General features: G+C 65.8%; 12 protein-coding genes. 3 read left to right on the top strand and 9 right to left on the bottom strand.

Annotated elements, in window-relative coordinates:
- Positions 1 to 21: 21 nt before the first annotated feature.
- The 8 genes from tsaE to E6C48_RS03795 all read right to left on the bottom strand — a co-directional run bounded on the left by tsaE (position 22) and on the right by E6C48_RS03795 (position 9,805).
- The gene (gene tsaE / locus E6C48_RS03830; RefSeq protein WP_136354214.1) at positions 22 to 1,530 is read right to left on the bottom strand and encodes a tRNA (adenosine(37)-N6)-threonylcarbamoyltransferase complex ATPase subunit type 1 TsaE; all 1,509 of its coding nucleotides are present in this window, start codon (positions 1,528 to 1,530) and stop codon (positions 22 to 24) included.
- A gap of 8 nt (positions 1,531 to 1,538) precedes the next feature.
- The gene (locus E6C48_RS03825) at positions 1,539 to 4,088 is read right to left on the bottom strand and encodes a sensor histidine kinase (protein WP_136354212.1); all 2,550 of its coding nucleotides are present in this window, start codon (positions 4,086 to 4,088) and stop codon (positions 1,539 to 1,541) included.
- Positions 4,089 to 4,380: 292 nt separating this feature from the next.
- The gene (gene ahcY / locus E6C48_RS03820; RefSeq protein ID WP_136354210.1) at positions 4,381 to 5,781 is read right to left on the bottom strand and encodes an adenosylhomocysteinase; all 1,401 of its coding nucleotides are present in this window, start codon (positions 5,779 to 5,781) and stop codon (positions 4,381 to 4,383) included.
- A gap of 129 nt (positions 5,782 to 5,910) precedes the next feature.
- Entirely contained in the window at positions 5,911 to 6,201 is a 291-nt protein-coding gene (locus E6C48_RS03815) for an HPr family phosphocarrier protein (protein ID WP_136354208.1), read from the bottom strand.
- The gene (locus E6C48_RS03810; protein WP_136354206.1) at positions 6,198 to 6,599 is read right to left on the bottom strand and encodes a PTS sugar transporter subunit IIA; all 402 of its coding nucleotides are present in this window, start codon (positions 6,597 to 6,599) and stop codon (positions 6,198 to 6,200) included. Before E6C48_RS03810 ends, E6C48_RS03815 begins: the two co-directional genes overlap by 4 nt.
- Before the next feature lie 163 nt (positions 6,600 to 6,762).
- Entirely contained in the window at positions 6,763 to 7,212 is a 450-nt protein-coding gene (locus E6C48_RS03805; protein WP_136354204.1) for an HPr kinase/phosphorylase, read from the bottom strand.
- 32 nt (positions 7,213 to 7,244) lie between these two features.
- The gene (locus E6C48_RS03800) at positions 7,245 to 9,023 is read right to left on the bottom strand and encodes a sensor histidine kinase (protein WP_136354202.1); all 1,779 of its coding nucleotides are present in this window, start codon (positions 9,021 to 9,023) and stop codon (positions 7,245 to 7,247) included.
- Positions 9,024 to 9,103: 80 nt separating this feature from the next.
- Complete coding sequence (locus E6C48_RS03795; RefSeq protein ID WP_136354200.1) at positions 9,104 to 9,805, bottom strand: response regulator transcription factor; 702 nt, start codon at positions 9,803 to 9,805, stop codon at positions 9,104 to 9,106.
- 348 nt (positions 9,806 to 10,153) lie between these two features.
- On the opposite strand from E6C48_RS03795, the gene E6C48_RS03790 reads away from it, so the two are divergent.
- The 3 genes from E6C48_RS03790 to E6C48_RS03780 all read left to right on the top strand — a co-directional run bounded on the left by E6C48_RS03790 (position 10,154) and on the right by E6C48_RS03780 (position 13,017).
- Positions 10,154 to 11,779 carry a phosphoenolpyruvate carboxykinase gene (locus E6C48_RS03790; RefSeq protein WP_136354198.1) on the top strand — a complete coding sequence of 542 codons (1,626 nt, stop codon included), beginning with the start codon at positions 10,154 to 10,156 and terminating at the stop codon, positions 11,777 to 11,779.
- A gap of 140 nt (positions 11,780 to 11,919) precedes the next feature.
- Positions 11,920 to 12,201 (top strand): cupin domain-containing protein, encoded by a 282-nt coding sequence (locus E6C48_RS03785; protein ID WP_136354196.1) that lies wholly within the window; start codon positions 11,920 to 11,922, stop codon positions 12,199 to 12,201.
- Between the two features lie 48 nt (positions 12,202 to 12,249).
- Positions 12,250 to 13,017 carry a sulfite exporter TauE/SafE family protein gene (locus E6C48_RS03780; RefSeq protein WP_136354194.1) on the top strand — a complete coding sequence of 256 codons (768 nt, stop codon included), beginning with the start codon at positions 12,250 to 12,252 and terminating at the stop codon, positions 13,015 to 13,017.
- Positions 13,018 to 13,033: 16 nt separating this feature from the next.
- On the opposite strand, the gene E6C48_RS03775 is transcribed toward E6C48_RS03780, so the two are convergent.
- The gene (locus tag E6C48_RS03775) at positions 13,034 to 14,365 is read right to left on the bottom strand and encodes a bifunctional folylpolyglutamate synthase/dihydrofolate synthase (RefSeq protein WP_136354192.1); all 1,332 of its coding nucleotides are present in this window, start codon (positions 14,363 to 14,365) and stop codon (positions 13,034 to 13,036) included.
- Positions 14,366 to 14,513 lie beyond the last annotated feature (148 nt).

Below are 14,513 nucleotides of genomic sequence, written 5' to 3'. Positions count from 1 at the left end.
GCGCTTTCGTCGCGTCCACGCTCACAGCGTCCGTTCCTCCAATATGCCGTGCTTCTCGTAGAAAGCCTTCAGCCCGGCAAGGGCGGGATGCGCCAACGCGCGCCTCAGATAGTCGCGGATACGCGGCAGGTGCTTCAGATAGGCTGGCTTGCCGTCGCGGCGATCGAGCCTGACGAAGATGCCAAGAATCTTGGAATTGCGCTGCGCCGCCATGATCGCATAGGCCTCGGCGAAGGCGTCCGCGTCGAAGTCGCCGGCGGCCTGCCGCACCGCGACATAGGCATTGTAAGTCACCTTTTCGATCTCCGACGGAACCGTCACGCGTGCGTCCATGGCGAGAGAAGCAACATCGTAGGCGCATGGTCCGACCAACGCATCCTGGAAATCGAGGATGCCGAGCCGGTCATGGCCCTTGCGCTCGGGCCGCCAGACGATGTTGGGCGAGTGGAAATCACGCAGCATCAGGGTCGTTTCAGCCTCGGCGAGGCGGTCGAACAAGGCGTTCCATTCGCGCTGGTAGCCATCGCGGACGGCGCCGCTTGCCGGCGCGCCGGTGACGGCCGGGACGTACCAGTCGACAAGAAGATCGGCTTCGATCGCCATCGCGGCGCGGTCGAAGGGCGGCACTTCATGAACGATGCCGGGTGCGGCTTCCGGCCGATATGGCCACGATTGCCCATGCATGAAAGCGAGCAGTTCGGCGGCGGCTACATAGCGGTCCGCCATCGGCCTGCCGTCATCGAGGAAAGGACCGGAGCCAAGATGCTCCGTCAGCAGAAAGCCCTGGTCGAGGTCTTGCGAAAAGATTTCCGGAACGCTCACGCCGCCGGCGGCCAGCGTCCGGTCTATCGCGACGAAGGCGGCGACGGTGCGCGATGTATGGGCGATCTCGGCATAGGCCTTGCCGTCGCGCACAGGCGGGCCGAGCACCAGCGGCGGCGAGTTCATCAGCACGTGCGGCGCCGCACCGGGCAAGCGGACGATCTCATAGGAGCGCGCCGAGGCGTCGCCGACGAAATGGCGGCGTGTGGCATCGCCCCAGCCGGATCGGCCGAGGAAGTCGCGCATCGCCAGCGACCGCGCGATGCGCTGGAAGGCCGGGCCATCGCCGGACAGGTGCGCCAGCCGCCCGTCTCCCTGATGCTCCAGGACGACCGTGACCGCGCCGGCCGGCAGGCGGTCCGCCGCACGTTCCGGCCACTCGACCAGCGCCGCGCCGTGCGCCAGCGCCTCGTCGAAGCCGAGCTCGTCCAGTTCAGAGGCATCGGCCAGTCGGTAGAGGTCGAAATGATGGATGGGCAGGCGACCGTCGTAGCTCTGCACCAGCGTGAAGGTGGGGCTGGGAACGTCGAGGTCGGGATCGTCGGCGACAGCGCGGATCAACGCCCGCGCCAGCGTCGATTTGCCGGCGCCGAGATCGCCAGACAGGGCGAGCACGTCGCCGGGGCGGAGCGCCATGGCGAGGTCCTCGCCGAAGCGGGCCGTCGCCGCCTCGTCCGCCAGGAACCGTTCGAGTGCCGGACCGGCCATGCAGCGTGCTACTCGGCGGCTTCGCGGATGCCGGAGGGGGCGTCCGGGAAGGTGCAGATCACCGTCGTGCCGCGCGCCTCACCGGTGTCGATGCGCACCGTGCCGCCATGCAGTTCGACGAAGCTCTTGACGATCGACAGGCCGAGGCCGGCGCCGCGCCGGCGGCCGCCGTTGGCGCGCGACTCGAAGCGTCTGAAGACCATTTCCAGCACGTCCGGCGCCATGCCGGGGCCGTCGTCGTGGACGGCGAATTCGATGCCCTCGGCAACGCCGCGGCAGGTGAGTCGGACGGTGCTGCGCTCCGGCGCATAGCTGGCGGCGTTGGAGAGCAGGTTGTAGAGGATCTGGCGCACGCGGATTTCGTCGCCGTGGAAGCTGCGCGGGGCGCCGGCGGCATCGACCTCGAGCCCGATACCGTGCTCCTCCAGCCGATCGGCGACCAGTTCGGCGGCGGCGGCGATGGTGCGGCCGACCTCGACCTCGGAAATGTCGAGCTGCATGATGCCGGCATCGACGGTGGCGAGATCCAGAATGTCGTTGACGATGGTAAGCAGCACTGACGACGACGAGCCGATGTGCTCGAGATATTCGCGCTGCTTGCCGGTCAGCGGCCCGGTGGCCGGCAGCGCCATCAGCTCGGTGAAGCCGATGATGTTGGTCAGCGGCGAGCGCAGCTCGTAGGAGACATGCTGCACGAACTCGTTCTTCAGCTGGTCGGCCTTCAGCAGCGCCTCGTTCTTGTCCTTCAGCGCCCGCTCGACGTTGACGCTGTCGGTGACGTCGACGAAGGTCATCATCACCTGGCCGTTCGGCAGGTGGATCGCGGCATGCCTGAGCACGCTGCCGTCGGTCAATTCGACCTGGCCGTGACGGTCGCGGCGTTCCTCGTCGAAACCGGTGACGGTGGCGACGAACGCCGCCCATGGGCTGTCCTTGGCGCGCCTGTCGGCGATGGTGCGGATCGCGGAGACGTGTACGCCCGGCTTGACCGCATCGGCATTCAGGCCCCACAGGGTGGTGAAGGCAGGGTTGGACAGGCGCAGCCGCCCGTCCGGGCCGAACACGGCCACGCCCTCAGCGAGGTTGTCCAGCGTCTCGCCCTGCACGCGCACCGCCGTCTGGTAGCGGCTTTCGAGGTCGATCTTCTCGGTCAGGTTCTCGAACACCCAGGTGACGCCGCCCTTCGGCTGCGGGTTGGCCAGCACGCGGATGGTCTTGCCGTCCGGCAGGTGCCACCAGTGCTCCTGCGATTCGACGGCGCGATAGGCGGACAGAAGCCCTTCCTTCCAGCGCCGCCATTCGGGCTGCTCGGCGATCTTGCCTTCGGTGCGAAGCCTGTCGAGCACCAGCGCGTTGTCGGGGTCGCTGCCGAGGAAGGCGCTGTCCAGCTCCCACAGTTTCTGGAAGGCCTGGTTGAAGAAGCGCAGCTTCTGGTCGGCATCGAAGATGGCGACGGCCGTGTTGAGCTGGTCGAGCGTGTCGGCATGACTGCGCACCGTACGCTCGTATTCGGCGCGCACCTGCTCGATCGCACTGACGTCGCTGGCGAGCCCGGCGGAACCGTCCGCCGCGGCGAAATCGGTGACGGCGAACATATGCCGGTCGCCGCCGATCACCGTCGACAGCGTCTGCTCGAAGACCGGCCGCGCCGTATGCGCCTCGGCGATTGCCGTGCGCGCCTGGCTGCCGAGAAATTCCTTGCCGTCGCGTACGGCGGCTGCGCCGTTGGCTGCCTCGACGGCGACGGCATAGGCCCGGTTCGCCCATTTCAGCGCGCCGTCGGCGGCCCGGATCCAGACCGGCATCTTCAAGGCGTCGAGCAGGCCGAAGACGGTGTCGTGCTCGGCCGCGAGCTGCCGGTTCTCGAGTTTCAGCCGGGCGTGCCCGCGCTGCGCCTCCGACAGCGAGACGAAACGCACGATGACATGGGCAGCACTCTTGCGGCCTTGCACCTCGAGCGGCTGGCCGCTCTGCGATTCGATGACGAGGTCGAAAGCCGTTCCCTTCTCGCGCAGCGCCGTGACGGCATGTTCGAGCGCGGCCGCCGAGCGCGGCATCATCCAGCGGCCGAAGGCGAGGAAGGCCGACCGGTCTTCCGGGGCGCCGCTTTCCAGCGGCAAGGCGCCGGCCAGTTCCGGTCGCCTGTCGTCGCCGGACCAGATGACGACGCGCTGGTCACGCAGGTTGAGCAGCGCTTCACTCCGCTGCAGGGCGGCATTGACGTCGGCGATCCGTGCCCTGAGCGTGACGTTCTCGGCCGCGGTCCTGGCGCGCTCGCGGATCGTTATGATGGCCAGAAGCAACGCCGCGCCCATGACGCCGGCCAGTACGGCGAGCTGGATGACCTCGACCGTGCTGATCGGTGGGGGGGCAGGGGTGGCCTGGGCAAAGGCGGCGACCGGGGCGAACAGGCCGGCCAGTGCGGAGCCCGCCAGGAGCAGCGCCCGCCGGGCGCGGCCCGGTCCGGTCCCCGCGCAAATACCGGGCATGCTGCCCGTCGAATCCTGCTGGCCGCTCCTAGCGGCCTTTCCCGCGCGATGCGGGTCTTCCCCCGGCATGTCCGATCCTCTCCGCCGCCTGAACAAGACCGCCCGATCATCGCTCGCTTCCGGAATCGGTGTGGACGCGCCCTCGCGGACACGCAAAGTACGCTCCGATACCGTGGAAGGCCGCTCATGGCCGCCCGACCGGACCTCCTCGGCCCGAAGCCATGCGCGAGCCGGAAGCTTCGCGAATCACCCCACAATAGCCTCTTGCCGAATCGGCGTGAAGCAGCGGCGCGCGCAAAAAAGAAGCCGGGCGAAATGTCAATCGCCCGGCTTCAATATCTTGTGGTAACTAATGCTATGATTAATAGCGGTAGTGTTCCGGCTTGAACGGACCCTTCGGCGTCACGCCGATATAGGCGGCCTGCTCGTTCGACAGTTCGGTCAGCCTGGCGCCGAGCTTGTCGAGATGCAGCTTGGCCACCTTCTCGTCGAGGTGCTTGGGCAGCACATAGACCTCGTTCTTGTACTGGCCGGGCTTGGTGTAGAGCTCGATCTGCGCCAGCACCTGGTTGGTGAAGGACGCTGACATGACGAAGCTCGGATGACCGGTGGCGTTGCCGAGATTGAGCAGGCGCCCCTCGGAAAGCAGGATCATGCGCTTGCCGTCCGGGAAGGCGATCATGTCGACCTGCGGCTTGACGTTGGTCCACTTCAGGTTGCGCAGCGATGCGACCTCGATCTCGTTGTCGAAGTGGCCGATGTTGCCGACGATCGCCATGTCCTTCAGCTTGCGCATGTGGTCGAGCGTCAGCACGTCCTTGTTGCCGGTGGCGGTGATGACGATGTCGGCGGTGCCGATGGCGTCGTCCATGGTGACGACCTCGAAGCCGTCCATCGCCGCCTGCAAGGCGCAGATCGGATCGGCCTCGGTGACCTTCACACGCGCGCCTGCACCCTTCAGCGAGGCGGCCGAGCCCTTGCCGACGTCGCCGTAGCCGGCGACGATGGCGACCTTGCCGGCCATCATCACGTCGGTGCCACGGCGGATACCGTCGACCAGCGATTCCTTGCAGCCGTACTTGTTGTCGAACTTCGACTTGGTGACGCTATCGTTGACGTTGATCGCCGGGAAGGGCAGCAAGCCCTTCTTCTGGAGCTGGTAGAGGCGGTTGACGCCGGTGGTGGTTTCCTCGGTGACGCCGCGGATCGCTTCGCGCTGCCTGGTGAACCAGCCGGGGGAAGCCGCCATGCGCTTCCTGATCTGCGCGAACAGGATTTCCTCTTCCTCGCTGCCCGGCTTCGACAGCACGTCCTCGCCGGCTTCGGCGCGGGCGCCGAGCAGGATGTACATGGTGGCGTCGCCGCCATCGTCGAGGATCATGTTGGAAAGGCCGCCGTCGGTCCACTGGAAGATCTGGTCGGTATAGGTCCAGTAGTCCTCGAGGCTTTCGCCCTTGACGGCGAAGACCGGAATGCCGGAGGCGGCGATCGCCGCCGCGGCATGGTCCTGCGTGGAGAAGATGTTGCACGAGGCCCAGCGCAGCTCGGCGCCGAGCGCCTTCAGCGTCTCGATCAGCACCGCGGTCTGGATGGTCATGTGCAGCGAGCCGGTGATGCGCGCGCCCTTCAGTGGCTTGGCCTGCCCGAATTCCTCGCGCGCGGCCATCAGGCCCGGCATTTCCGTCTCGGCGATCTCGATTTCCTTACGGCCCCAGTCGGCGAGCGAAATGTCGGCGACCACGTAATCCTTGCGATCCGTCATGGCGGTTCTCCGGTGATATGCGTTGTTCAAGCGCCGGCGAAGCGGGCGCGATCGGCAGCCTGACTAGCAGAAACGACCGCTATCGACAATGGCACATAAAGAAATCTTTATGCCTGCATATCGATGCGATCAGATCTCCTCGCCGAAACGCTGGGCGATGAGTTCGCCGAGCGCCGTGACGGCTTCCTCCGCCTGCGGGCCGCTGGCGACGATGCGGATCGAACAGCCGGGACTGGCGGCCAGCATCATCAGCCCCATGATCGAGGTGCCGCCGACTCTCGCCCCGTCCTTCTCCACCTCGATGGTCGCCTCGAAGCTGCCGGCGACCTGCACAAACTTGGCCGAGGCGCGGGCATGCAGGCCGCGCTGGTTGACGATGAGGAATTCGCGGATGACGGGTGCGTCGGAGGTTTCGCTCATTTGCTGGCAAGCAGTTGGCTGGCGACGTTGATGTATTTGCGGCCGGCGGCCTGCGCCTCTTCCAGTGCGACGGCCATGTTGTCGGTCTTGCGCACGCTGGAGAGCTTGATCAGCATGGGCAGGTTCATGCCGGCGATGACTTCGGTCCGCCCCGCTTCCATCACCGAGATGGCGAGGTTGGAGGGCGTGCCGCCGAACATGTCGGTGAGCACGATGACGCCGGCACCGGTATCGACGCGGGCGACGGCCTCGACGATGTCGCGGCGCCGCTGTTCCATATCGTCGTCGGCGCCGATCGCGACCGTCTCGAAATTTTCCTGCGGGCCGACCACGTGTTCCACCGCGTGGCGGAACTCGGTGGCCAGATGACCGTGCGTCACAAGCACGAGTCCGATCATTCTTCGGCGGCTCCCGTCATGGGCCCTTCACGGGCGCATCTTATGCTTGCCGTCCATGCTGGCGGCGGGAGCGCTATCTTGTCGACGCGGGAGGCGTTGGCAAGCCCCAAAAAGCGCCATTTCCGGCCATTTTGACGCATTGCAGCATGGAACTGCCTGTTCCTTAGGCGAAAGGTGGAAGCCCGAGCAGCGCCGCGACCAGCGGCAAGGCGGCCGGAACGTTGCGCCGGGCGAGATCGAAACGGGGCAGGACGCAGCCGGCAATCGTCTCGGTCGCGTTGTCCTGCAGGCGTGCTGTAGCATCTTCGGCGACGAGGCGCAGGACGAGATCGATCACCACAGCCTGTTCGGTCGGAACCGGCCGCGGCCCTATGCCCGGCACTTCGACGAGGCCGGCAATGGCGGCGGGTGCCCGGGCGAGCAGACGACCGCCGCGTGCCTCGACGAGGACCTGATCGTCGCCGGCCAGCCTGGCGAAACGCCCATGCGCGCAAAAATGCCCGACCAGGGCGAGCGCCAGCGTCGTCTTGCCGGCGCCCGACGGCCCGATGACGAGGATGCCGCGATCGCCCAGCACGAGGGCGGTGCCATGGATATTGGGCAAACCGCTCATCGGCTCAGAACCTGCCCGGGACCATGCAAATCTTAGCCGTCCGCCGGCAGGGCGACGACGAAGCGCGCGCCCTTGATCTCACCCGGCTTGGTGCCGGGAATGTTCTCCGCCGTCAGCGTGCCGCCATGCGCTTCGACGATCTGGCGGCTGATGGACAGGCCGAGACCGGAGTTTTGGCCGAACGCCTCGCTGGCCGGGCGGTCGGTGTAGAAGCGCTCGAAGATACGGTCGATCTTCTCGGCGCGGATACCTGGCCCGTTATCGTCGACGGTGACGATGTTGAACTTGCCCGAGCGCTCGAGCGAGATGGTGATGTGGCCATGTTCGTCCGGCACGAAGGAGCGCGCATTTTCGATCAGGTTGGTGATGACTTGGCCGAGCCTGAGGTCGTGGCCGACCACCTGGTAACCCTTCACGCCCTGCGGCAGCTTGGCCACCTTGAATTCCAGTTGGACTGCCTTCTTGTGGTGCGAGACCTCGCTGGAGACGGAGACGAGGTCGGTGATGAACTTTTTCAGGTCCACCTTGCCGGCATCTTCCCGCGCCAGTTCGGCGTCGAGACGCGAGGCATCGGAAATGTCGGTGATGAGGCGGTCGAGCCGCCTGACATCGTGCTGGATGACCTCCATCAGGCGGCTGCGCGACGTCTCGTTCTTGGCCAGCGGCAGCGTCTCGACGGCGCTGCGCAGCGAGGTCAGCGGGTTCTTCAGTTCATGGCTGACATCTGCTGCGAAACTTTCGATCGCCTCGATGCGAGCATAGAGCGCATTGGTCATGTCGCGCACGGCCAGCGACAGGTTGCCGATCTCGTCCTGGCGGTCGGAGAAGTCGGGGATCTCCTCGCGGTTCTTCACGCCACGACGCACGCGCACCGCCGCCGCCGAAAGCCGCCTCAGCGGCGTGGCGATGGTGGAGGCCAGAAGCAGCGACAGGATGGCGGTGACGAGGGCTGCGATGCCGAAGACGCGCAGGATCGCCTTGCGCTCGGCGGCGACGATCTTGTCGATGTCGCCGCCCTCGGTGGAAAGCAGGAGTACGCCGAGAACCGCGCGGAAACGCTGGATCGGCACCGCCACCGAGACGATCTGCTCGCCCTTTTCGGAGATGCGCACGATGGTCGAAGGGCTGCCGGTCAGCGCCTTGATGACCTCGGGATAGGCGGCGCCGTTGCCGCCCGGCTGCTCCCTGTAGATCGGCAGGTCGGAATTGCGGAAGAAGCTGAAGATGAACTTCTCGACGCGCTCGACCAGTCCCGGCTCCTCCTCCTCGATCGGCGGCACATCGTAGCGCAGGATCTGGCCGCGCGAATAGAGATGGCGCGAATCGAGCAACAGGTTGGTGTCGCGGTCGTAGATGCGCGCGCGCGTCCGCGTCGGCGAGATCAGCCGCCTGAGCACGGGCGCGACACGCTCGGGGTTGATCGGGAAATCGAGATTGTCGAGCTGATCGCTCGAGGGGCCGGTGCTTTCGCCGGCCTGCAGTTCGAGCAGTTTCTCCGGATCGATCGAAATGGAATCCGTTTCCACCGTCGCCGAGGCGGCGATGGCGCCGGCGATGATCTCGCCTTGCGTCATCAGGCTTTCGACGCGGGCGTCGATCAGTCCGTCGCGGAAGGTGTTGAGATAGAGGATGCCGATGACCAGCACCGCCAGCCCGGCGAGGTTGAGGAAGAGGATGCGCCGGGTGAGGCTGGAGAAGATGTGATGGCCGAGGAAGCGGCGCAGCGGTACCGTTATCTTGGACAGGAGCGCAGGCGACCGTGACGCCCGCTTGGCGGCCGCCGGTCTGCTGCGTTCAACGTCTACTGCCATCGAAAACGGTCCGCCGGTTGGTCCTGTGTCTTCCCGCAACTCCGAACGGAAAACCGGTTCTCATTTTTCCTGGAATTGCTTTACGCTTCGCGGAACCGGTAGCCGACCCCGTAAAGCGTCTCGATCATCTCGAAGTCGTCGTCGACGGCCTTGAACTTCTTGCGCAGCCGCTTGATGTGGCTATCGATGGTGCGGTCGTCGACATAGACCTGCTCATCATAGGCCGAATCCATCAGCGCATCACGGCTTTTCACCACGCCGGGGCGCTGCGCCAGCGAATGCAGGATCAGGAACTCGGTCACCGTCAGCGTCACCGGCTCGCCCTTCCAGGTGCAGGTGTGGCGCTCCTGGTCCATGACGAGTTGGCCGCGTTCCAGCGAGCGGCTGGCCTGGCTGGGCTGCTTGGCAGCCGCGTCGCGGGCCGAGGCCCGGCGCAGCACGGCGCGCACGCGCTCGACCAGGAGGCGCTGCGAGAACGGCTTCTTGATGAAGTCGTCGGCGCCCATCTTGAGGCCGAACAGCTCATCGATCTCGTCGTCCTTCGAGGTCAGGAAGATGACCGGCAGGTCGGTCTTCTGGCGCAGCCGGCGCAGAAGTTCCATGCCGTCCATGCGCGGCATCTTGATGTCGAGGATGGCGAGGTTCGGCGGCCGTGCCCCCAGCCCCTCCAGCGCCGAGGCGCCGTCGGTGTAGGTTTCCACCCGGTAGCCTTCCGACTCCAGGGCGATCGAAACCGACGTCAGGATGTTGCGGTCGTCATCGACAAGCGCGATTGTTGCCATTTCCAGCGGCTCCCTCATAGCGGGTATCCCCTTCGTGCTTCGAGAAGGGGCTATTGCAGGACAAATTGGGTACAAAATGTGGCATGCCGTCCGCCCTCCTATAGCGGCGCCTGGCACGAGTCCACACTCGACCCCGCACATGGATTGGACGCCGTATGCGTGCCGATCCTTTGGGTAACCTCGAAAAATTTTTGCACATCTAAACGATTTAAACAACTTTCAAATTTTTTAAATCGATTAATGATTTGATATCACTCATCTTTTCTGATTTTGAGCAGATAATGGCGGCGTGTAGCCGACCGTCCGGCTGCTGCCGGTTCAATGCGGCTAGAACAACAAGGATAGTCCATGTCGGAACTCGGCAAACGCAATCCGGACTGCGGGCTCGACGCGATCGGCCTGAAAACGACAGGCACTGTGCACTACAATTTCGGGCCGGCGGCACTCTATGAGGACGCCATCCGCCGCGGCGAGGCGAAGCTGACGGCACATGGCGCGCTGATGGCCGAGACCGGTCAGCACACCGGCCGTTCGGCGAAGGACAAGTTCGTCGTGCGCGACGCCAGGACCGAGCCGCATGTGTGGTGGGACGCCAACAAGGCGATGGCGCCGAAGCAATTCGACCTTTTGCTGGCCGATTTCCTCGCCCATGCGGCGGACAAGGACCTTTACGTACAGGATCTCGTCGGCGGCGCCGATGCGGAGCTTGCCCTGCCGGTGCGCGTCGTCAACGAACTGGCCTGGCACTCGCTGTTCATCCGCAACTTGCTGATCCGGCCGGACAAGGCCGCGCTGCGGTCCTTCGTACCGAAGATGACGATCATCGACCTGCCGTCCTTCAGGGCCGATCCGGCCCGCCACGGCACGCGCTCGGAAACGGTGATCGCCCTCGACCTCACCCGCATGATCGTGCTGATCGGCGGCACCTCCTATGCCGGCGAGATGAAGAAGTCGGTCTTCACTGCGCTCAACTATCAATTGCCCGAACGGGGCGTCATGCCGATGCACTGCTCGGCCAACGAAGGGCCGGACGGCGACTCGGCTGTATTCTTCGGCCTGTCGGGCACCGGCAAGACGACGCTGTCGGCCGACCCGTCGCGGACGCTGATCGGCGACGACGAGCACGGCTGGGGGCCGCACGGCATCTTCAATTTCGAAGGCGGCTGCTATGCCAAGACCATCCGGCTTTCGGCCGAGGCGGAGCCGGAAATCTTCTCCACCACGCGCCGCTTCGGCACGGTCTTGGAGAACGTCGTACTCGACGAGGACGGCGTGCCGGATTTCAACGACGGCTCGAAGACCGAGAATACGCGCTGCGCCTATCCGCTCAACTTCATCGCCAATGCGAGCGCCACCGGCCGTACCGGTCATCCGAAGGCGGTCATCATGCTGACCGCGGATGCCTTCGGCGTCATGCCGCCGATCGCCAGGCTGACGCCGGCGCAGGCCATGTATCACTTCCTCTCCGGCTACACCGCCAAGGTGGCCGGCACCGAAAAGGGCGTCACCGAGCCGGAGGCGACCTTCTCCACCTGCTTCGGCGCCCCCTTCATGCCGCGGCATCCATCCGAATACGGCAACCTGCTGCGCGACCTGATCGCCCGTCACGGCGTTTCCTGCTGGCTGGTCAACACCGGCTGGACCGGCGGCGCCTACGGAACCGGCCGCCGCATGCCGATCAAGGCGACGCGCGCCCTGCTTTCGGCAGCCCTCGACGGCTCGCTCAACCAGGCCGAGTTCCGCACCGACGCGAATTTCGGCTTCGAGGTGCCGGTTGCCGTTCCCGGCGTCGAAGCCGCCATTCTCGACCCCAAACTTCTAGACCCAAGGGCGACCTGGGCCGACAAGGCCGCCTATGACCGTCAGGCCAGGAAACTGGTCGGCATGTTCATCGACAATTTCGGCAAGTTCGAAAGCCATGTCGACGCCAATGTGCTTGGCGCCGCTCCGCGCTCGCAGGAAGCAGCCGAATAGACGCTGCGCATGCGCACCTGCGGCCCGGTTTCGACCGGGCCTTTTGTTTGGCGAATGCCTGCTGGCGGGATCGAAACCTGGCCCGTGGTCCTGACGACGGCTCGAGCAGTCGTCTTTGTTCATCCCAAAGGAGCGCCGCCATGACGACAGAAGCCAAAGCGACAGTCTTCGTCGACAACGACCGTGTCGTCGTCACCGAGTGGCGCTTCGCGCCCGGCGCCAGCACCGGCTGGCATCGCCACGGCCACGACTATGTCGTGGTGCCGCTGATGGACGGCAAGCTGAAAATCGTCGGCAAAGACGGCGAGAACGTCTTCGACATGAAGGGCGGCGTGCCGTATTTCCGCAACGAAGGCGTCGAGCACGACGTCATCAACGCCACCGACGGCGAATACGCCTTCATCGAGATCGAACTGAAGTAGAGCCTGCCCCATGCCGCATTCCGGCGTTTGCCACGGCGGTGAGGCGCGATGAGCCTCGGCGCCCTGGCTGCCTTTCTGTTCATTGCCGGTGTCGCCGCCTATGTTCAGACCATCACCGGCTTCGCCTTCGGCCTCGTCATGATGGGGCTGATCGCGCTGGTCGGCCTGCTGCCGCTTCCCGATGCCGCCGCCATGGTGGGCCTGCTGACATTGGTCAACGCCACGCAGATGATGCTCCACGGCGGCCGGCACCACGTCGCCCGGCACCTGCTGCGCCTTGTCCTGTCCGCCAGCCTGCCGACGCTGGTCATCGGCTATTTCCTGCTGGAGTGGCTGGCCGATACCCGCGCCGACGCGCTCAAAGTCGTGCTCGGCATCATCATCATGGCCTCCAGCCTGCAACTGGCGGTGCAGCGCAAGGCGCTGCCACGGCAATCGTCGGACGCCAGCTTCGTCGGCTTCGGCATCATATCGGGCGTCATGGGTGGACTGTTCTCGACCGGCGGGCCGCCGCTCGTCTACCACTTCTATCGTCAGCCGATGCCGACCGCCAAGATCCGCGAGACGCTCGTCGCCGCCTTCGGGGCGGCGCAAGTGGTGCGCCTGTCGCTGGTGGCGCTGAGCGGCAACATCCCGCCGCCCTCGACGCTGGCCGGCGTGGCGGCCGTGCCGGTCGTCATGGGCATGACCTATGCCGCGCGCCGCTGGCCGCCGCCGCTGTCGGCGGCAGCGTTGAAGGTCGTCGTCTTCGTGCTGCTGTTCCTGTCCGGCGTCTCGCTGGCCCTGCCGGCGGCGCTTCGCCTGCTCGGCGTCTGAGAAACGATTTCCGATCTTAGACCGGCGGCGTACCGTTCTCGGCCAATACCGCGCCGGCGAGATAGAGCGAACCGCCGATCAGGATGCGCGGCGGCACCTCGTCCTCGCCCAGCGTATCGGTGAGCAGCATGAGCGCGGCCGCCACCGAGCTGACCGGCTCGGCCGACAGCCCGGCCTCGGCGGCACGCACCGCCAGTTCGTCGTTCGGCACACTGGATTCGCTCATCGACACGGGTACGGTGTAGACGTGCCGAACCAGCCCCTTGAACGCGGCGAAATAGCCGGCCTGATCCTTGGTGTTGATCATGCCGGCGATCATGTAGAGCGGCCGTGGGTTCTTTTCCTCCTGCTCGGCCAGCGCCTCGGCCACCACCATGCCGGCACCCGGATTGTGGCCGCCGTCGAGCCAGATATCGGCACCCGCGGGCGCGAGATCGACGAGCCGTCCTTGCGTGAGCCGCTGCATGCGGCCCGGCCAGGCGACCGTCGTCATCGCCCGGTCGGCGGTGCCTTGGCCAATGTCGAAGCCGGCCGCCTTGACGGCCGCGATGGCCGCCGCCGCATTGGCGAACTGGTGCCGGCCGGGCAGGCGCGGCGGCGACAGATCCATCAGCCCGTCCTCGTCCTGGTAGACCATGCGGCCGTTCTCGCCATGGGCGAGGAAATCCTGGCCGTAGACGGACAGCGGGCAGCCAAGCCGCTCGGCGGTTTCGACGAGCACGTCGCGGGCGGCGTCGAACTCCTGCTGGCCGATGACGGCCGGACAGCCGCGCTTGAGAATGCCGGCCTTCTCCGCCGCGATCAGTTCGACGCGGTCGCCGAGATAGGCTTCGTGGTCGAGCGAGATTGGCATGACGACGGAGACGGCCGGCCGCCTGATGACGTTGGTGGCATCGAAACGGCCGCCCAGGCCCACCTCCATGATCACGGCATCCGCCGGATGCTCGGAGAACAGGACGAAGCCGACGGCGGTCAGGATCTCGAAGACGGTGATCATCTGGCCGGCATTGGCCTCGGCGACGCGGTGGATGGCCTCGGCGAAGATATGGTCCTCGACCAGCCGGCCGCCGCCGGGCGCGGCCAGCCGATAGCGCTCGTGCCAATGGACGAGATGCGGCGAGGTGTGGACATGGACTCTGTAACCAGCCGCCTCCAGCAGCGCGCGCGAGAAGGCGGCGCAGGAACCCTTGCCGTTGGTGCCGGCGATGTGGATGACCGGGGGCATCCTGTCCTGCGGATTGCCGAGCCTGTCGAGCAGGCGCGAAACCCGCTCCAGCGACAGGTCGAACCCCTTCGGGTGCAGCGCCATCAGGCGCTCGATTTCGCGGTCGGCGGAAAGGGTGGTCATGGAATGTTTCCTAAACACCTGCCTTCCGAAAGCGAGAACCGGTTTCGGGGCGAAGACGGGCGTAAATCAAATCTAGGGCTTGCGGAGCGAATCCGGAAGATCGTGACACGCTTTAAGCGTGACCGGGACGGCGCGACGTCGCCGTTGC

This window comes from Ollibium composti (assembly GCF_004801285.1).
Classification (GTDB): domain Bacteria; phylum Pseudomonadota; class Alphaproteobacteria; order Rhizobiales; family Rhizobiaceae; genus Mesorhizobium; species Mesorhizobium composti.
Note: the sequence above shows the minus strand (reverse complement) of the source record. Positions and strands in the feature narration are given on the sequence as shown.